The sequence below is a fragment of the Streptomyces sp. NPDC026575 genome, assembly GCF_055567415.1.
Genome location: NZ_JBVHQM010000008.1, coordinates 114,772 through 134,102, shown reverse-complemented (window position 1 = coordinate 134,102; position 19,331 = coordinate 114,772). Strand labels below are relative to the sequence as shown.

The following is a 19,331-nucleotide window of genomic DNA, read 5'->3' as shown; positions in this document are numbered from 1 at the left end:
CCGCTCATGTTGGCACCGCCGACCCCCACGACCTGGCATATCGCGCTGCCGCGGGGCGCGACCGCGGTCCCCGTCGCCCGGGCGATGGTCCGCTGCGCCATGCAGGACCTGCGGGCGACGGCCGACCGGACCACCGCTCAGCTGCTGGCCGCCGAGCTGGTCGCCAACGCCCTCAAGCACGCCGGCGACGCCGATCCCATCGAGCTGGTGGTGGAGCTGGAGGCCGGGGGCTGCCGGGTGGAGGTGCACGACGGGGACGGCAGGCATCTCGACGGCCTCGGCGCGCCTCCCCCGGCCCCGCCCACGCTCCCTCCCCCGGGCGGCGGCACCGCCGCCCCGTTCTGCACCCGGGGCCGCGGTCTGCTGCTGGTCCGGTCCCTCAGCTCGGCGTCCGGCTGCCGCCCGACGCCGAGGGGCAAGGCGGTCTGGTTCACCCTTCCCGAGCTGCGGCGCCACCGGGAGCGGTGACGGCGGGCTCCGCGGGCGGCTGCGGGGCCGCCGCGAGCCTGGAGCGGCGCCGCCCGTAGAGCGCGTAGACCAGGGCGCCGGCCACCAGGAAGCCGGCGAACTGCAGCCAGGTCGCCGGGCCGGTCCCGTACATCAGGTAGAGGCAGAAGCCGATGCCGAGCAGCGGGCTGGCCGGGAAGAGCGGGACGCGGAAGCGGCGCGGCAGATCGGGGCGGGAACGGCGCAGCACGATCACGCTGAGGTTGACCACCGCCATGACCGCCAGCGTCCCGATGGTGGTCAGGTTCATCACCACGTCCAACGGGACGACCGCCGCCGGCACGGCGAAGACGGCCGCGACGATCCAGGTGTTGGCGACGGGGGTGGACGTACGGGGCGAGACCCGCTCGAAGACCCGCGGGATCAGCCCGTCCCGGGACATCGACATCAGGATGCGGGTCTGGCCGTACATCACGGCGAGGACGACGGAGGCGATGGCGACGACCGCGCCGAAGGCGATCACCCCGCCGCCGAGCGCCGAGTCGGTGACCCGGTTGACGATCAGCGACAGCGCGGCGGGCCGGCCCGCGACCTGGTCGGAGGAGAGCGCACCGATGGCGGCGAGCGCGACCAGGCAGTAGAGCACGGTGACCACGCCGATGCAGATCATGATCGCGACGGGGATGTTGCGCCGCGGGTTCTTCACCTCTTCACCGGCCGTGGTGATCGCGTCGAAGCCGATGTACGAGAAGAACGCGAGCGAGGCACCGGAGGTGATACCGGCGATGCCCTCGGGCGCGAACGGCGAGAGGTTACCGGCCCGGAAGGCGCTGAAGCCGATCGCGCAGAACAGCACCAGGATCGCGAGCTTGAGCACCGCCATCGCGGCGGTCGCCCGGGCGCTCTCCCGCACACCGCGGACGAGAAGCAGGGCGGCGAGCAGGATCACCACGACGGCCGGGATGTTGACGATGCCGCCGTCACCGGGCGGGTTGGCGAGCGCGGCCGGCAGCTGCCAGCCGATCAGGCTGCCCAGCAGCTCGTTGAGGTACTGGCCCCAGCCGACGGCGACCGCCGAGACCGAGACGCCGTATTCGAGCAGCAGGCACCAGCCGACGAGGAAGGCGGTGCGCTCGCCGAGGGTGGCGTAGGCGTAGGAGTAGGAGCTGCCGGACACCGGTATCGCGCCGCCCAGCTCACCGAACGAGAAGGCGGTGAACACGCAGGTGACGGCCGCCAGCACGAAGGAGACGACGACCGCGGGACCGGCCTCGGCGACGGTGTCGGACAGGCCGACGAAGATGCCGGTGCCGACGATGGCGCCGATACCGAAGCACACGAGCTGGAAGAGGCCCATGCTGCGCTTGAGGCCGTTGCCTTCGAGGTCCGCGCCGGATTCGGCGACGAGGGCGTCGGGGGACTTGATGCGCAGTCCGGACGGACCTGGCGCGCCGGATGCGGCACGCGGCGCCTCCTGGGGACGGCGGAGGAAGACGGGCGGGCGCATGGGGGTGGTTCTCTTTCTGGTGGTGCGGTGCGCGCGGCGAGGGTGGGCCGCACACAGGAGCGGGGTCCGGACCGGTGGGTCCGAACCCCGCGAGCGGCTCGATGGTAGCCGCTCCCCGCGCATGATCGCCCATTCGGACGTATGCCTATGCAATGTGATCTTTCATGCGATGCCGCCACCCATGGCGGATACCGCCGCCGCTCAGCGGGCGAGCGTCGCCACCAGCACCGCCTTGATGGTGTGCATCCGGTTCTCCGCCTCGTCGAAGACGACGGAGTGCGCGGACTCGAAGACCTCGTCGGTGACCTCCAGCGACGACAGTCCGTACCGGGCCTGGATCTCCCGGCCGACCGCCGTACCGAGGTCGTGGTACGCGGGCAGGCAGTGCAGGAACTTCACCTCCGGCTTCCCGGTGGCGCGCAGCACGTCCATCGTGACCGCGTACGGGGCGAGCAGCGCGATCCGCTCGCCCCACACCTCCTTGGGCTCCCCCATGGAGACCCAGACGTCGGTGGCGACGAAGTCCGCGCCGCGCACGCCCTCGGCGACGTCCTCGGTGAGCGTGATCCGGGCGCCGCTGCCCTCGGCGAGCGCCTGCGCCCGGTCGATCACCGGCTGCTCGGGCCACAGCTGCCGCGGGGCCACGATCCGTACGTCCATGCCGAGCAGGGCGCCGGTGACGAGGTAGGAGTTGCCCATGTTGTTGCGGGCGTCGCCGAGGTAGGCGAAGGCGGTGTCCTCCAGGGGGCGGCCGCCGCCGTGCTCGACCATGGTGAGCACGTCGGCGAGCATCTGGGTGGGGTGCCAGTCGTCGGTCAGCCCGTTGAAGACCGGTACGCCGGCGTGGGCGGCCAGCTCCTCGACGTCGGACTGCCGGCTGCCGCGGAACTCGATGCCGTCGAACATCCGGCCGAGGACCCGGGCGGTGTCCTTGACCGACTCCTTGTGCCCGATCTGCGAGCCGGACGGGTCGAGGTAGGTGGTCGAGGCACCCTGGTCGGCGGCCGCGACCTCGAAGGAGCAGCGGGTCCTGGTCGAAGTCTTCTCGAAGATCAGGGCGATGTTCCTGCCCTGGAGGCGGGGGACCTCGGTGCCGGCGCGCTTGGCCGCTTTGAGCTCGGCCGCCAGGTCGATCAGTCGGCGGAACTCCTCGGCGCTGAAGTCCAGCTCCTTGAGGAAGTGGCGGCCCCTGAGGTCTATCGCCATGGGTGGGCTCCTGGTTCGCGGCGGTGGGACGGGTGCGTACCGAAGGCGTACGGTCGCATGACAGGAGGGCGCGCGGCCCCGTTCCCTGGAAGTATATACGACCTCTCGTATCTATATGCGAAGCGCTCGGCGTACCCCTCGGGGCGCGGCCGGGTGCATCCGCGGGTGCCACGCCTCAGGCTGCCCCGGGTACCGCGTCCCTCGCCACCGGGCAGCTCATACAGCGCGGGCCGCCCCGGCCCCGCCCCAGCTCACTGCCCGGGATCGTGATCACCTCGATGCCGCGCTTGCGCAGGAACGTGTTCGTGGTGACGTTCCGCTCGTACGCCACGACCACCCCCGGCTCGACCGCCAGCACATTGCACCCGTCGTCCCACTGCTCGCGCTCCGCGGAGTGCACGTCCTGGGTCGCGGTCAGCACCCGGATGTCCGACAGGCCCAGCGAGGCCGCTATGGCGCGGTGCATATGCTCCGGCGGATGGTCGGTGACCTTGAGGTCCTGGTCGCCCGAGCCCGGCTCGATGGTGTACGAGCGGAGCATGCCGAGGCCCTCGTACTGCGTGAAGGTATCCCCGTCGATCATGGTCATGACGGTGTCGAGGTGCATGAACGCGCGGCGCTTGGGCATGTCGAGCGCCACGATCGTGCGTGCGGAACCGGCCGCGAACAGCCCGCGCGCGAGCAGTTCGACCGCCTGCGGGGTGGTCCGCTCGCTCATCCCGATCAGCACCGCGCCGCTGCCCATCACCAGGACGTCGCCGCCCTCGATCGTCGACGGGAAGTCCGCCTGCCCCTCCGACCAGACGTGGAAGTCCTCGTCGCGGAAGAGCGGGTGGTGGCGGTAGATCGCCTCGTAGTGCACGGTCTCGCGCTGCCGGGCGGGCCAGCGCATCGAGTTGATCGACACCCCGTCGTAGATCCAGGCGGAGGTGTCGCGGGTGAAGAGGTGGTTGGGCAGCGGGCCCAGCAGGAAGTCGTCCAGATCCATCACATGGAAGCGGACCGAGGTCGGCTCCGGGTGGCGTTCGAGGAACTCGCGCTTGGTCATGCCGCCGACCAGCGCCTCGACCAGTTCCGGCACCGGCAGCTCGTCGAAGGCGGCACGCAGATGGTCGGTGGCCAGCGGCCCGTACTCCTTCTCGTCGAAGACCCGGTCCAGGACCAGCGTCCGCGCCTCGGGGATCTGCAGGCTCTCGGCCAGCAGATCCCCGAAGAGGTGCACCTCCACACCGCGGTCGCGGAGCACATCGGCGAACCCGTCGTGCTCGGCCCGCGCCCGGCGCACCCACAGCACGTCGTCGAAGAGCAAGGTGTCCTTGTTGGACGGTGTGAGCCGCTTCAGCTCCAGATCGGGTCGATGCAGGATGACCCGGCGCAGCAGCCCGGCCTCGGAGTCAACATGGAATCCCATCCACCCATCTTGGCCGCTTCCCGGGCCCGGGGGAGGGAGTCGGACGATCTCGGCTCGGTCGGGTCCGTGCCCCGCCGGCCGACGGCGAGCCGGGCCGGGGCGGCCCCGAGGGGCACCCGCCGGGTCACCGAACGGACCGCCGCCGGGCCAGCGCCGCCACGCCCGCTCCCCCCGAGGCCACCGCCGAGATCAGCCAGCCGCCCCGCAACTCCTCGATACCCGGGCGCTGCTGAGCGCCCATGATGGCGATCAGCACGGCGACGCCGAGCGCCGTACCGACCTGCCGGGCGACCATCAGCACGCCGGACCCCAGTGAGAGCCGGTGGGCGGGCAGCAGACCGGTGGCGGCGAACATCACCGGCTGGTACAGACCGGTGCCCACACCGGCGAGAACCAGCCCGGGCAGGAAGTGCACCCCGTACCGCGTGCCCGCACCGCCGTCGTCGGCGAGGGCGAACCACCACAGGGCAGCCGCCACGAAGCACAGCGCACCGATGACGCCGGCGGCCCGCTCCCCGACCACCGCGACGACCCGGCCGGAGAGCGCCGAGATCACCAGTACGGTGAGCGGCCACGGAGCCAGCGCGAGGCCGGCGGTACGGACCGAGTAGTGCCAGACGTCGGTGAACAGCAGGCTGGCGCCGAGCACCATGGCCGAGTACGCCACGAAGTAGCTCAGCAGTCCCAGCGTGGCGGCCGTGAACCCGGGCGTCCGGAACAGCGCGGGATGTACCACGGGCTCTGCGGCACGGCGGACATGGCGCACCCCCAGCGCGCCGGCCAGCACTCCGGTGGCCAGCACCGTGAGGGTGGCCGGGCTGAGGTACCCCCACTCGGGAGCCTGCACGCAGGCGGTCACCAACGCGCCGATGCAGACCAGTACCAGTGCGGCCCCCGGCAGATCGAGCGGGTGCCGCTCGCCGCGTACGGACCGGGGCAGGACGCGGACGCCCGCGCCGACCGCGAGCAGCACCACCGGGACGTTGATCAGGAAGATCAACCGCCAGTCGACGGCCGTCAGCAGACCGCCGACCACCGGGCCCGACCCTGCCGCCACGGCGCTGACCGCCGTCCACACCCCGACCGCGGTCGGCCGCTCCCGGGGCGGGAAGGCGGGCAGGGCGAGGGAGAGCGAGGTGGGGATCAGGACGGCGGCCGCCATGCCCTGCACCACACGGGCCGCGATGAGCAGAGTGAGGCCGGGTGCCGCGGCACAGGCCGCCGAGGCCAGCCCGAACAGCACCATGCCGGTCAGGAAGCACCGGCGCCGCCCCACCTCGTCGGCGAGCCGGCCGGCCGGGACGAGCAGCGCGGCGAGCACGACGGTGTAGCCGTTGAGCACCCAGGAGAGCGCGGAGGCGGACACCGGCGCCAAGTCCCGGCCGATCGCCGGGAAGGCGATGGTGACGGCCATCAGATCCAGCACGGCCAGGAACTGGGCCGCGGAGGCGATCGCGAGGACGAGCCAGCGGCGGGGGTCGGGGGTCGGGGACGGATTTCGGGAGGCGGGGGCGCCTGGCGGTGCGGGGGCGTCGCACGGTTCAGGTCGGCTGGACGGTTCGCGCAGGTCGGACGTGCCGGTGGGCACACCCGTCCCCCGGCGGCACGGAAGAGGAGTGGTCATGTCGATCAAGCATCGACCGCGCGCTCCACCGTCACGAGTGGCAGCCCTGACAACACCCGCTACATTCCTGCCACTCGTCCTGCCATACTCGCGCCATGCCCACCCTCGCGGTCGCCGCCACCGACGGAATGCCGTTCTTCGAACTCGCCATCCCCTGCCATATCTTCGGCTTCGACCGGATCCAGGCGCCCCCCGGCTGGTACGACCTGCGGGTGTGCGCGATCGGCTCGGACGGCGCCGCGCCCCGCACCGGCCCCTGGTTCGACACCCGGACCCCTTACGGGGCCGAGGAGTTGGTGACCGCCGACACGGTCCTCGTGCCGGGGCAGGCGGATGTGCACGGCGATCCTCCGGACGAACTGGTCAGCGCACTGCGCGAGGCCCACCGCCGCGGCGCGCGGGTGGTCTCCCTCTGCTCGGGCGCCTTCACCCTCGCCGCCACCGGCCTCCTCGACGGCCGGACCGCCACCACTCACTGGATGTACGCGTCCCTGCTCACCGAGCGCTACCCGGCCGTCAGGGTCGATCCGTCGGTCCTCTACGTCGACCACGGCGATGTGCTGACCGGTGCGGGCTCGACCGCCGCCATTGACGTCTGCCTGCACCTGATACGCGAGGACTTCGGCACCGAGGTCGCCAACTCGCTGGCCCGCCAGCTGGTCGCCCCGGCCCACCGCCCCGGCGGCCAGGCGCAGTACATCGAGACGCCGCTGCCCGAGCGCCGGGACGACTCGCTCGCGCCCGTCCTGCAGTGGGCCGCCGAGCAGCTGCGCCGGCCGCTGACCGTGGCCGACCTCGCCCGCCGGGCGAACACCAGCCCCCGCACCCTCGTCCGCCGCTTCCACGCCGCGACGGGTACCACGCCCATGCAGTGGCTCCAGAGCCAACGCCTCGCCCGCGCACGGGAGTTGCTCGAAGGCACCGACCTCCCCGTGGAGCGGGTGGCCGAGGTCTCGGGCCTGGGCACCGCCGCAAACCTCCGCCGCCACTTCACCCGGGTGATGGGCGTCCCGCCGATCGACTACCGACGGTCGTACCGGACGGCACGGGCGGCGTGACCAAGGCGCGGGGCACGACGACGGCCCCGGGGAGGGAGGGACGGCGATCGCCCCTCCCCCTTTCCGGCCCGCCTACAGCCTCGGGTCGACCGGTTCGGACTCCAGGGCCAGTACCGCGAAGACCGCCTCATGCACCCGCCACAGCGGTTCGCCCTCCGCCAGCCGGTCGAGCGCCTCCAGGCCGAGCGCGTACTCCCGCAGGGCCAGCGAGCGCTTGTGCCCCAGATGGCGGTCGCGCAGACGCTTGAGGTTCTCCGGGCGGGTGTACTCCGGACCGTAGATGATCCGCAGGTACTCGCGGCCACGGCACTTGACGCCCGGCTGGACCAGCCGCCCGTCCGCCGTCCGGACCAGCGCCTGTACCGGCTTGACCACCATGCCCTCACCGCCGGCCGCGGTCAGCTCCAGCCACCACTGGACACCGGCCGCGACCGACTCCTCGTCCTCGGTGTCGACGAGGATCCGCCGGGTCGTGGCGAGCAGCCCCGGCCGGTCCTGCGCACCGTCCCGTGCAGCCGCACGGTCCCGGGACAGCACCGCGCCCTCGGCCGCGACGATCCGGTCGATCAGCGCCAGCTGCTCGGTGTGCGGCAGCCCCGCGAGGCTGCGCCCCTGCACGGCGAGGATCTGGAACGGCGCGAGCCGGACGCCCTCCAGATCGCCGAGCCCGCCGGACGGTGCCGCCGCGGCCGGATCCGCGCCGGCCGCCGGCTCCCCCGCCGCGCCTTCCGCTGTCTTTTCCGCCGCGCCTTCCGCTTCCTGCTCCGTCGCCCCGACGCGCCAGCAGTAGCGCCGGTACGCCTCGGTGAACGCCGCGGCGTCCGCGGCTCGGTCGCGCTGCCGGTCGAGCAGCGGTCCCACCTCGACACCGCGGGCGGCGGCCGCCTCCAGCGCGCCGAGCACGCTCGGGAAGGCCGCTCCGGACGCCGCGCCGACCGCGGCGTACTGCTTGCGCAGCAGGCCCGTCGCCTTGAGGGACCACGGCATCAGCTCCGCGTCCAGCAGCAGCCAGTCCGTCTCCAGCTCCGCCCAGAGGCCGGCCTCCTCCACGCACGCCCCGACCCGCCGCAGGAGCCGCTCGGTCGTCTCCGGGTCGTCGAAGAACGGCCGGCCGGTGCGGGTGTAGAGCGCGCCCGACACGCCCTTCGGCACCCCGAAGCGCTCGCCGACGACGGACTCGTCGCGGCACACCAGGACCACCGCGCGCGATCCCATGTGCTTCTCCTCGCACACCACTTCCCGTACGCCATCAGCCCGGTACCCGGCGAACGCCTCCACGGGGTGCTCCAGGAAGCCCTCGTCGCCGCCTTCCTCGTGGGTCCGGCCCTTGGAGGTCGCGCAGGGCGCCATCGTCGGCGGGAGGTACGGCAGCAGCCGCGGGTCGATCGCGAAGCGGCTCATCACCTCCAGCGCGGCCGCGGCGTTCTCCTCCCTGACCGCGAGCCGGCCCATCTGGCGGGTCTCCACGATCCGCCGGCCGGCCACGTCGTCCAGGTCGAGGGGGCGGCCGTCCGCCCCGCCCGGTGCCTCCGTGGCGAGCGGCTTCGCCGGCTCGTACCAGACCTGCTCCGCCGCTACCTCCACCAGCTCGCGCTCCGGCCAGCGCAGCGCGGTCATCGCGCCGCCGAAGACACAGCCGGTGTCCAGGCAGATCGTGTTGTTGAGCCAGGTGGCCCGCGGGGTGGGCGTGTGACCGTAGACGACGGCGGCGCGGCCTCGGTAGTCCTCGGCCCACGGATAGCGCACCGGGAGGCCGAACTCGTCGGTCTCGCCGGTGGTGTCGCCGTACATCGCGAAGGACCGCACCCGGCCCGACGTCCGGCCGTGGTACTTCTCCGGCAGCCCGGCGTGGCACACCACCAGCCCGCCGCCGTCCAGGACGTAGTGGCTGACCAGGCCCTGGACGAACGTCCCGGCCTCGGCGCGGAAGGCGTCGTCCTCCCCGTCCAGCTGCGCGACGGTCTCGGCGAGCCCGTGGGTGTGCTGGACCTTGCGGCCCTTGAGGTAGCGGCCGAGCTTGTTCTCGTGATTTCCGGACACGCACAGCGCGTGCCCGGCCCCGACCATGCCCATCACCAGGCGCAGCACTCCGGGGCTGTCCGGTCCGCGGTCGACGAGGTCGCCGACGAAGACGGCCGTCCGGCCCTGCGGGTGCACCGCGTCCACGGCCCTGCCGAGCTCGTCGCGCTCCAGCGCATAGCCGAGCCTGCCGAGCAGCGTCTCCAGCTCGGAACGGCATCCGTGGATGTCGCCGACGATGTCGAAGGGGCCGGTCAGATGGCGCAGATCGTTGAACCGCCGCTCCAGGACGACCTCGGCGGCCGCCACCTCCGCCTGACCGCGCAGGATGTGCACCTTGCGGAAGCCCTCGCGCTCCAAGTGCCGCAGGGAACGGCGCAGTTCGCGCTGATGACGCTGGATGACGCGGCGCGGGAGCCCGGCTCGGTCATCGCGCGTCGCGTTGCGCTCGGCGCAGACCTGCTCGGGCACGTCCAGCACGATCGCCACCGGCAGTACGTCATGCTCCCGGGCCAGCCGCACCAGCTGCGCCCGCGCCTCGGACTGCACATTCGTGGCGTCGACGACCGTCAGCCGCCCGGCCGCCAGCCGCTTGCCCGCGATGAAGTGCAGCACGTCGAACGCATCGGCGCTCGCACTCTGGTCGTTCTCGTCATCGCTGACCAGCCCCCGGCAGAAGTCGGAGGAGATCACCTCGGTCGGCTTGAAGTGCCGGGCGGCGAAGGTGGACTTACCGGAGCCGGTGGCCCCGATCAGCACCACCAGCGAGAGATCGGGCACGCCGAGCGTGCGCCGCCCCGCCTCCGGGCTGTCCTCGTGCCCGTGCGCCTTCCCGTCCTGGTACTCCGTACGATCCGCGTCCGTCATGCCGCGACCTCCTTCCCGCTCACCGAACCACCGTCACCCGCACCGCCGTGACGTGCACCGCCGTCACGCACACCGCCGTTCCGCCCACCGCTGTTCCGTGCGCCGCTGTTCCGTGCGCCGCGGGCACCTGCTCCCTCACCGCCATCGCCGTCGTCGCCGGAGAGACGGAAGTGCGCGAGCTGGGTGGGCGGGCCCACCTCCGGGTCGTCCGGCCCCACCGGGGCGAAGACCACCTCGTAGCCGTGCCGCGCGGCAACCCCCCGCGCCCACTGCCGGAACTCCTCGCGGGTCCACTCGAAGCGATGGTCCGCATGCCGCACATGGCCGGCCGGCAGCGACTCCCATCGCACGTTGTACTCGACGTTCGGCGTCGTCACCACGACCGTCCGCGGCCTGGCCGACCCGAACACCGCGTACTCCAGAGCCGGCAGCCGCGCGGGGTCGACATGCTCGACGACCTCGCTCAGCACCGCCGCGTCGTACCCCTTCAGCCTGCTGTCCGTGTACGCCAGCGACCCCTGTACGAGCCGTACGCGCTCGGCCTGCCGCTCGGACATCCGGTCCAGTCGCAGCCGGCGCCGCGCCTCGTGCAGCGCCCGCATCGACACGTCCACGCCGACGACCTCGGTGAACTGCCCCTCCTTGAGCAGCGCACCGACCAACTGGCCCTGTCCGCAGCCCAGATCGAGCACCCGTGCCGCCTGCGCCCCGCGCAGTACGGCGAGGATCGTCTCCCGTCGCCGTACGGCGAGCGGCACCGGCTTCTCCTCGGTATCCGCCTCCTCGTCCACCGCGTTGTCCATCTCCTCGGCCGCCACCCCGTCCGACTCGGCCAGCCGCTCCAGCTCCAGCCGCTCCATGGCCTGGCGGGTCAGCGACCAGCGCCGGGCGAGATAGCGTCCGACGATCACCCGCTGCTCCGGATGGTCCTCCAGCCAGCCCTCACCGGCCCGCAGCAGCTTGTCGACCTCGTCCGGCGCGACCCAGTAGTGCTTGGCGTCGTCCAGCACCGGCAGCAGCACATACAGATGCCGCAGCGCCTCGGCGACCGTCCGCTCGCCTTCCAGGACGAGCCGGACGTAGCGGGAGTCACCCCACTCCGGGAACGTCTCGTCCAACGGCACCGGCTCGGCCAGCACCGTCCAGCCCAGCGGCTGGAACAGCCGGCGCACCAGCTCCGCGCCACCCCGGGCGGGCAGCACCGGCACCTCGATGCGCAACGGCATCGCCTGCGCCACCAGCTCGGGCCGCGCCGTGCACTGCCCCTTCATCGCGCTCGCGAAGACGCTGCGCAGCGCCACCGCCAGCAACGAGGAGGCCGCGTACGGCCGATCGTTCACATACTGCCCGAGCGCCGAGTCCGGAGCGCCGCCGCGACCCTTCCCCCGCCCCCGGCGGACCAGGGCGATGGGGTCGACCTCCAACACCAGCGCGGCCGTGCACCGTTCCGCATCCGCCTCCGGGTAGAGGACGTGTGCGGTGCCGTGCGACGTCGAGAACTGCTGCGACCTGTCTGGATGCTTGTGCAGCAGAAACCCGAGGTCGGTCGCGGGACGGTCGGCGCTGCCAGTGGTGGTTATCGTCAGGAACACATGCCCGAGTATTGCCGCAATCCGTCCCGATTCCCCACCGGTTTTCCCACCGCGTCGCCCCTCACACCCCGGGCCCCGGTCGACCCGCACCGGCCGGTCGCACCGGCCCGAACCCGGCTCACCTCACCTCACCTCACCTCATCGCACCTCACCTCATCTCCCCCTCCCCTCCCCCCTCCCCTCGCCTCCCCACACGCCAGCTCCCCTCACGCCAGCTCCCCTCATGCCAGCTCCCCTCGGCTCACCCCACGCACCTCACCGCATCTGCGACTGGACCTGATCCGAGATCAGCTCAAGGTGGTCGAGATCATCGAGGTCCAGGATCTGCAGGTAGACACGGGAGGCACCGAGCGCGGCATAGCGCCCGATCTTGTCGACGACCTCCGCGGGTGTGCCCGCCAGGCCGTTGGCCTTCAGTTCGTCCACCTTCCGCCCGATGGCCGCGGCCCGCCGCGCCACCTCGGCGTCGTCCTTGCCGACGCAGGCGACGAGGGCGTTGGAGTACACCAGCTCGTCCCCCTTCCGCCCGGCGGCTTCGGCGGCCGCCCGCACCCGTCCGAACTGGCGCTCCGTGTCCTTGAGCGAGGCGAAGGGGATGTTGAACTCATCGGCGAACTGCGCCGCGAGGCGCGGCGTACGCGTCTTACCGTGCCCACCGATCAGCACCGGCACCTTGCCCTGAGCCGGCTTGGGCAGCGCGGGCGAATTCTCCAGCTGGTAATAGGCCCCGTCGTAGTTGAACTCCCTCCCCGCTTCTGTGGCCCACAAGCCGGTGATGATGTCCAGCTGCTCCTCCATTCGCGCGAACTTCTCCCTGGGGAAGGGGATGCCGTACGCCTTGTGCTCCTCCTCGAACCAGCCTGCCCCGAGGCCGAGTTCGACCCGCCCGCCCGACATCTGGTCGACCTGTGCGACCTGGATGGCCAGAACGCCCGGCAGTCGGAACGTGCCGGCCGTCATGAGCGTGCCGAGCCGGATGCGCCGGGTCTCACGGGCGAGGCCGGCCAGTGTGATCCAGGCGTCCGTCGGGCCGGGCAGCCCGTCGACGTTTCCCATGCTCAGGTAGTGGTCGGACCGGAAGAACGCGTCGAAGCCGAGATCCTCCGTGGCCTTGGCGGCCGCCAGAAGGGTGTCGTAGGAAGCCCCCTGCTGGGGCTCGGTGAAGATTCGTAGGTCCATACCTCCATCCTGCACACCGATCGGCAAACCAACCGTTAGGTGTGTCGATGCATCAAGTCGCTACGTCAGTTCGGGTCAGTGCTGGTCAGGACCGGGTGAATTCGGGTCAGACCTTGTCATGGTGACGGTGTGGGCGATGGGCGGGACGCAGCCGACGCGGGTGGCATGGGGGGCTGCGTGGCGTGGCACGTCGGGGCCCGAAGCCCCCTGCACGGGGCGACCGTACAAGCGCGAAGGCGACGATCACCGGCGTCAGCAGCAGAGGAGACGGAAGGCGCTAGCAGCCACACAGCGGCGATGGCGGTGGCAGTGGCAGTGGCAGTGGCAGTGGCAGTGGCAGTGGCAGTGGCAGTGGCAGTGGCAGTGGCAGTGAGGAAGGCAAGCACGGCGGTGGGCCTACCGTGACCTGTCGGCGGACGTGAGCGCCGTCGACGCGTGAAGCGTGAGCGTTGCTGTCCTGCCCGGTCCCTGCTCAGGCCGGGTTCCGGTCGCGCACCTCCAGCTTCTCCAGGATTCCGGCGACGCGATCCCTCGCTTCATCGAGGGCGTCCATCGCCTCGACACAGGTCCAGTACGCCCCCTCCTCGTCCGCGAGCAGCACCACTCCCACCAGCGCCTCGCACGCTTGCCGCAGCAGCCGGCTCAGGCTCGTCAAGGCGGCTCTGACGTCGCGCACCTCGGTCAGCTGGGCCGCGCGCAGGCCGCCGGTGACCGATGCCGGGCACAGCAGTCCCCCGCTGAACCGCCCGCCCGCGTCACCCAGAGTCTGGGCCCTGGACCGCACTTCGTACGGCCCGAATATCGCGAGGTGGCTTCCTATCGCCTCCGCCAACGCTTGCGCCTGCCACGCCTCGACGATCACATCCTGAACCGTGGTCGCCTCCGCCAGGCCGCGCCGGCCGGCCTCGATGATCCGCACCGCATCCATCCGTTCCCCTCCTTCCCGCTCATTCGCATGCACCCTGCTCCTTCTTCCACTACCCAGAGTGAGGGTGAACGCCCAAAAAAGCCAGGGGAATTCGCAAATCTGTGGACAACCAAGGCGCTGTGGAGAGATCAATCACTCCGGAGAGTGACGACTGACGAGTACGGACCCTTCCCCCTCCTCACCCACCACAACGCCCCCACCGCTCACACGACGGACATAAGTCACGGAAAACGCATGAACGGCCTGAATCGGCGCGCCGGTACGGACCGGACGCGCCCGGAGCCCACCGTGACGAAAGGGCGGGGTGGGAACGGACACCGCTCCCACCCCCGCCCCGACCGGCCTCCGACGCCACCCCGGCGGCCGCCCCCACTCCACAGCGACGGCGCCGCTCCCTACTCCTCGCCCTCCCGCGGCTCCTCGCCCTCCCTCGCCCGGTCCGGCCGCGCCCTGCGGACCGCGGGGAAACGCGACTCGTTGCGCTCGATCTTCGCGGCGAGCGCCGCCAGGGCGTCGATCCCCAGCGCCTCACAGAACTGCAGCAGATACGCCAGCACGTCCGCGACCTCGTCCTCGACCCGGCCGGCCGCCCGCGGATCGGACATCACCTTCGCCGACTCCTCCGGCGTCAACCACTGGAAGATCTCGACGAGTTCCGCCGCCTCGACGCTCAGCGCCGCGGCCAGGTTCTTGGGGGTGTGGTACTGCTGCCAGTCCCGGGCGGCCGCGAATTCGGCCAGCCGCCGCTGCAGCGCATGAAGATCCTCGCTCATGTCCCTAGGTGTAGCACCTGTACGCCGGGCAGCCCCTCGGCGACCGACGGATCGCGCACCGTCCCCAGCAGCCGGACATGCCCCCGATCCGCCATGCGGACGGCCAGCGACACCAGCTCGCGCGCCTGCCTGCGGTCCATGCAGCGGTCCATGCCGTCCGCCATCACCGTCATCTGCTGCTGGGCCGACGGGATCTCGCCGGCCGGGTCCATCGCCAGCACCCCCGGCCCGGTCAGCAGTACCAGCGCCAGCGCCAGAAAGCGCAGCTCCCCGTCACCGAGCTGCTCGACGGGCATCTCCCCCAGGGCGCCCCGGTCGAGGACGGCCCGCACGCCCGATTCCCGTGGCTCCTGCCCCTTGTGCCGAGCGGCCGCCGGCCCACCTCGGCCCGGCACCGGCGGGGTCGCGGCCGCCCCCTCCTCCGCGGCACCCTCCTCGCGCGGCACGGCGCGCAGCCCGTCGACCGGCCCCGTGCACGCCTCCCTCACGGCGGCGACGAGCACCGCATGCCGGCGCGCGCACTCGCGGCTGGTGCGCTCCAAGACCGCGGGCAGGTTGTCGCAGGACGACCGCAACCGCCCCTCGTCGCGCTCCTCCTCCGCGGCCCGGCCCCAGCCGCCGGCCTCGCCCACCCCACCACTCCCCCTGCGCCCCCGCGTGCCCCAGGCCCCATCGCCCCCACCGGCCCCGCCCGCTTTCGTCGCACAGCCTCCCGCGCCCCCCGCCCGGCCGCCCCGGGCCCCGCTGCCCCGCCCCGCGCCGCCGTCCGGCCCCCGTCCACCGGGGTCGCCCCCGCTCAACTCGCCCGCGCCCGACAGCCGCATGGCCTCCGGTCGGGGATCGCAGACGAACGCCGATCGCAGCGCGACCACGACCTGTTCGGCCGCCGCCAGGACCAGCCGCTGGCCTTCGGTCTTCCCCGCCACCCGCAGCGGCAGCAGCGAGGTGCCCAGCCGGTCGTCGGGCAGCGGCGCGCGGGTCACGGGGGTCGCGCCCGCGGTGTGCCAGGCCGCCTGGACGGCGGGGCGGGTGGGGTCGGTGAGCGCGGTGCTCAGCAGCGTCTCCCCGCCGCCGGTCAACCGCTCGCCGACGATGCGGAGTTCGGGCTCGGCCTGTACGGCGAGATCGAGGCTGACGGGGCCGGCCGGGCCGTCGACCGTGCAGCCGATACGGAACCCGCGCCGCCCCTGCCCATCGGGGCGCGCCCCTGCCGGCACACAGGCCGACGGGCCGCCCACCACCTCCTGTACTGCGCGTGCGAGCGGCTCCCCGCTACCGAGCCGGGCGAGCATCTCGTACGCCTGCAGCACACTGGACTTGCCGCTTCCGCTCCCGCCGCTCAGCAGCGTCAGCGGGCCGAGCGGCAGGGTGACGCCGCGATGGGTCTTGAAGGCGGACAGCCGTAACTCGGTGACGGCGGGCCGCACACTGTCGGTATTCATGCGTGGAAGCTATGCAGCGGCCCGGCCGGAGAACCGTTACGCCCGACAGCTCTTCCTACGAACGGGGGACGGCCCCCGTTGCGGCCTCGTCGACCTCGGTGCCCACCGGGGCCAGCAGGAAGACATTGGTGTCCACGCGGTGCATCCCGCTGCCGAGCCCGAAGACGACGCCGCTGGAGAAGTCCAGGATGCGCTTGGCGACATCGGTGTCCGCGCTGCTGAGGTCCAACAGGACCGGGATCTGCGCCATCAAGTACTCGGCGACCTCACGGGCGTCCGCGAAGGTCTGGACGCGGATGACGATGAACCGCCGCGTCTCCTCCGCCGACTCCTCCTCGGGGAGGGCGCGGTGGTCGGGCCAGGAAGGCCATTCACGGCTGCTGCGGAGCGGGACGACCTCGGCGAGCCCTTCCCACTGCTCGTCGGTGGCATCGGGGCCGTTCACCGAATCACCTCACTCAGAGGAGCGCTGGCTGTCTGCGGTATCTGCATCGCACAATTCTAGAGATAAACATACAAAGCCTGAGGGACGCGACACACACCGCGCCGCGCCCGTTCCATCCTGCACCATGCCCCCTGACCTGTGCCGACATCCCCGGCAGATATCCTGCGTCGAGATTCTGTGTGCCCGTTCATCCCCCCTTGTGACGGAGGTCGGTTCTGTCGTGAGCACTGAACCTCCCGGCCGTCGGCCCCGCGGCCTGCGCGGCCTGCGCAAACCCGCGAAGAAGAAGGGGGCCGCCGCGCCCCCGCCCGCCGAGCCCGCCGGCGGTGCCGAGGCGCCCGAACCGTCAACCGAGAACAACAGCAGCATCATCAGTGCCGCCCTGTACCGGGACGGGCACCGCGTCAGCACCCACGACACCCTCGCCGACGCCTGCCGGCAGCAGCGCACCACCGCCGACACCCTGGCCTGGATCGGGCTGCACCGCCCCACTCCGTCCGAACTGGTCACCCTGGCCTCGGAGTTCGACCTCCATCCGCTCGCCGTCGAGGACGCCCTGGAGGCCCATCAGCGCCCCAAGCTGGAGCGCTACGGCGGCACCCTCTTCGTCGTACTGCGCGCCGCGCGCTATCTGGACGACGCCGAGGAGGTCGACTTCGGCGAGTTGCACATCTTCGTCGGCCGCGACTTCGTGATCACCGTCCGGCACGGCGGCGCCCCCGACCTGTCGGCCGTGCGCCGCCGCATGGAGGACGCCCCCGAACTCCTCAAGCGCGGCCCCGAAGCCGTGCTCTACGCCATCCTCGACGCGGTCGTCGACGGCTATGCGCCGGTCGTCGCCGGCGTCCAGAACGACATCGACGAGATCGAGACCGAGGTCTTCGGCGGCGATCCCCGCGTCTCCCGCCGCATCTACGAACTCTCCCGCGAGGTGGTGGAGTTCCAGCGCGCGACCCGCCCCCTCAACACCATGCTGGAGAGCCTCACCGCCGGCTTCGAGAAGTACGCCATCGACGCGGAGCTGCGCCGCTACCTGCGCGATGTGGCCGACCACGTGCTGCACACCACGGACCGCGTGGACGGGTTCCGCCAGGCCCTGCAGGACATCCTCACCGTCAACGCGACGCTGGTGAACCAGCAGCAGAACGCGGAGATGCGCGCCCTGGCCGAGGCCGGCTTCGAGCAGAACGAGGAGATCAAGAAGATCTCGTCGTGGGCGGCCATTCTCTTCGCACCGACGCTGGTCGGGACCATCTACGGGATGAACTTCGACCAGATGCCCGAGCTGCACTGGGCGTTCGGCTACCCCTTCGCCATCGTCCTCATGGCGGTGGTGTGCACCAGCCTGTACCTCATCTTCAAGCGGCGGGACTGGCTCTGAGGAGCAGCCGGCGAGGGGGCCGGTGCGCGGCCGACGCGACGGTCACCGGCGCGGGTTCATGCGCGCGGGCTGACGGACACCGCACGATCAGGGCGAGTTGACGGGGCCGCGAGGGGCGGTGGCGCGCCCGGCGCCCGCGCCACGGCGCCACACCTCCCCTGATGAGCCGCTGCACCACGGCGCATCAAGATCCGGACATCTTCCAGTGGATCACCGCCGGGCCGACGGGCCGGAATCGCACGGTCGACCGTGCGCCTGCCAGCGAAAAAATTAGCTGGAGGCTATGCGCCAGAAGGCTTGAGCTTGCCGTACGACACTCGTACACTGTTCTACAGCGGTACAGCCGACCGGCGGTCGGGGGTTCGCAGGGCGCGGCCTCGCCTTGTGAAGGAATGAGAAATTCCGACCTGCCCGGCACCGAAAGTGCCCGCTTATGCGTTCCCTTGCCAGACGGCACGTCAAGCAATCGCCAAGCAATCGCAAAGAAAAGAACCGGACGATTTTGCGCTGTCGATCTGCTGATACGCTGAAATAGCAGGACTACGGGTGTCAGCCCTCGACCGGGGCTGAGTATTGGGGGGTTCGAAAGTGATTTCTCGCACCGGGGGGCGAGGAGTGTCGGGGGTAAATCCAGGAGTGCGCACTTTGGTGCCACCCCTTTTTCCGCGGTGATCTGAGCCGCCTTTCTTCGTGACACCGGGCCGGACTCGGCCCTGTCGGTCATGACCTTTCCCTGACGTCTCCAGGGCCTATCTCACCCATGCGCACCAGCATGTATCTGCGGACCGGTGCATAGCGGGCGTGCCGTCAAGAATTTCCCTTGCTGCTTCCAACATTTCTTTTCGATGCGGCGTGCCGGATATCAGCGTATCCGGCATGCCCGGAAATTGACCGCTGGCCGGCATGGGCCGTGAAAGGTGGAAAGTTTAATGAACAAGAAATCCCTTGAAGACCTGATCATCCGTTACCAGGACGAGGTCCTGAACGGACACCGGGACGACCTGCTGACCGAGATCCTGCACCCCGACTTCCGTGGTGAGACGGATGAGTCGGCGCTGGAGATGGAAACCCAGGGCGAGGACATCAAGGCGGCTCGCGACTTCATGGTCGAGCTGCGGTCGAAGGTCGCCGAACTCCGCTACACCTGCACCGAGATGCGGTGGGACGGCGAGGTCCTGCGCATGCAATGGACCGTCGAAGGAGTCCACACCGGCACGCTGATGGGCTTCCCGCCCACCAACCGGCGGTTCACCTTCAGCTATCCCAACTGGGCCCGTTTCAAGGACGGCCGGATCATCGCCGCCCGCAGCGAGTGGGACGAGCAGAAGCTCGCCGCCCTCCTCAGCGCGTGACCGCTGCCCCGGTGCCGGTCCGACGCCCGACGCCGGGCCGGGCGAGCGGCGGTAGGAGGCCGCAGCGCGTGCAGTGCGCACGGCCGCTGGTCGGAGCCGG

The 19,331-nt window shown here is 71.4% G+C and carries 15 protein-coding genes; 4 read left to right on the top strand and 11 right to left on the bottom strand.

The window, feature by feature from the left end:
* Positions 1 to 6 precede the first annotated feature (6 nt).
* Entirely contained in the window at positions 7 to 468 is a 462-nt protein-coding gene (locus ACZ4NB_RS13385) for an ATP-binding protein (protein ID WP_467660995.1), read from the top strand.
* Here the strand turns inward: ACZ4NB_RS13385 and ACZ4NB_RS13380 are convergent.
* The 4 genes from ACZ4NB_RS13380 to ACZ4NB_RS13365 form a co-directional block, all read right to left on the bottom strand.
* Entirely contained in the window at positions 431 to 1,954 is a 1,524-nt protein-coding gene (locus ACZ4NB_RS13380; RefSeq protein ID WP_467660993.1) for an amino acid permease, read from the bottom strand. The two genes, ACZ4NB_RS13385 and ACZ4NB_RS13380, sit on opposite strands and share 38 nt — an antisense overlap.
* Before the next feature lie 201 nt (positions 1,955 to 2,155).
* Positions 2,156 to 3,160, bottom strand: coding sequence for an ornithine carbamoyltransferase (gene argF, locus ACZ4NB_RS13375; protein ID WP_467660991.1), 1,005 nt, complete (start codon positions 3,158 to 3,160; stop codon positions 2,156 to 2,158).
* 175 nt (positions 3,161 to 3,335) lie between these two features.
* Complete coding sequence (locus ACZ4NB_RS13370) at positions 3,336 to 4,571, bottom strand: arginine deiminase (RefSeq protein ID WP_399146170.1); 1,236 nt, start codon at positions 4,569 to 4,571, stop codon at positions 3,336 to 3,338.
* Between the two features lie 124 nt (positions 4,572 to 4,695).
* The gene (locus ACZ4NB_RS13365) at positions 4,696 to 6,195 is read right to left on the bottom strand and encodes an MFS transporter (RefSeq protein WP_467660989.1); all 1,500 of its coding nucleotides are present in this window, start codon (positions 6,193 to 6,195) and stop codon (positions 4,696 to 4,698) included.
* A gap of 95 nt (positions 6,196 to 6,290) precedes the next feature.
* Here ACZ4NB_RS13365 and ACZ4NB_RS13360 point away from each other — a divergent pair, with 95 nt between their 5' ends.
* Positions 6,291 to 7,253 (top strand): helix-turn-helix domain-containing protein, encoded by a 963-nt coding sequence (locus ACZ4NB_RS13360; protein WP_467660987.1) that lies wholly within the window; start codon positions 6,291 to 6,293, stop codon positions 7,251 to 7,253.
* Positions 7,254 to 7,325: 72 nt separating this feature from the next.
* On the opposite strand, the gene ACZ4NB_RS13355 is transcribed toward ACZ4NB_RS13360, so the two are convergent.
* From ACZ4NB_RS13355 to ACZ4NB_RS13325, 7 genes are all read right to left on the bottom strand, one after another.
* On the bottom strand, positions 7,326 to 10,139 hold the full coding sequence (locus ACZ4NB_RS13355) for a polynucleotide kinase-phosphatase (RefSeq protein WP_467660985.1): 2,814 nt from the start codon (positions 10,137 to 10,139) through the stop codon (positions 7,326 to 7,328).
* Entirely contained in the window at positions 10,136 to 11,731 is a 1,596-nt protein-coding gene (locus ACZ4NB_RS13350) for a 3' terminal RNA ribose 2'-O-methyltransferase Hen1 (RefSeq protein ID WP_467660983.1), read from the bottom strand. The genes ACZ4NB_RS13355 and ACZ4NB_RS13350 overlap by 4 nt, the downstream gene beginning before the upstream one ends.
* Before the next feature lie 255 nt (positions 11,732 to 11,986).
* Positions 11,987 to 12,910: an LLM class F420-dependent oxidoreductase gene (locus ACZ4NB_RS13345; protein WP_467660981.1), complete on the bottom strand. Its 924-nt coding sequence runs from the start codon at positions 12,908 to 12,910 to the stop codon at positions 11,987 to 11,989.
* Between the two features lie 472 nt (positions 12,911 to 13,382).
* Entirely contained in the window at positions 13,383 to 13,838 is a 456-nt protein-coding gene (locus tag ACZ4NB_RS13340) for a DUF6099 family protein (protein ID WP_467660979.1), read from the bottom strand.
* A 395-nt stretch (positions 13,839 to 14,233) separates the two neighbouring features.
* Complete coding sequence (locus ACZ4NB_RS13335; RefSeq protein ID WP_467660977.1) at positions 14,234 to 14,611, bottom strand: nucleotide pyrophosphohydrolase; 378 nt, start codon at positions 14,609 to 14,611, stop codon at positions 14,234 to 14,236.
* Positions 14,608 to 16,053, bottom strand: coding sequence for a biotin transporter BioY (locus tag ACZ4NB_RS13330; protein ID WP_467660975.1), 1,446 nt, complete (start codon positions 16,051 to 16,053; stop codon positions 14,608 to 14,610). The genes ACZ4NB_RS13335 and ACZ4NB_RS13330 overlap by 4 nt, the downstream gene beginning before the upstream one ends.
* A 55-nt stretch (positions 16,054 to 16,108) precedes the next feature.
* Complete coding sequence (locus tag ACZ4NB_RS13325; RefSeq protein ID WP_467660973.1) at positions 16,109 to 16,498, bottom strand: cell division protein SepF; 390 nt, start codon at positions 16,496 to 16,498, stop codon at positions 16,109 to 16,111.
* 220 nt (positions 16,499 to 16,718) lie between these two features.
* Between ACZ4NB_RS13325 and corA the strand changes: the two genes are divergently transcribed.
* Together corA and ACZ4NB_RS13315 are read left to right on the top strand one after the other, a co-directional pair.
* Complete coding sequence (corA, locus tag ACZ4NB_RS13320; RefSeq protein ID WP_467660971.1) at positions 16,719 to 17,879, top strand: magnesium/cobalt transporter CorA; 1,161 nt, start codon at positions 16,719 to 16,721, stop codon at positions 17,877 to 17,879.
* Between the two features lie 929 nt (positions 17,880 to 18,808).
* Positions 18,809 to 19,231: an ester cyclase gene (locus tag ACZ4NB_RS13315; RefSeq protein WP_467660969.1), complete on the top strand. Its 423-nt coding sequence runs from the start codon at positions 18,809 to 18,811 to the stop codon at positions 19,229 to 19,231.
* The last annotated feature ends 100 nt before the right edge of the window (positions 19,232 to 19,331 follow it).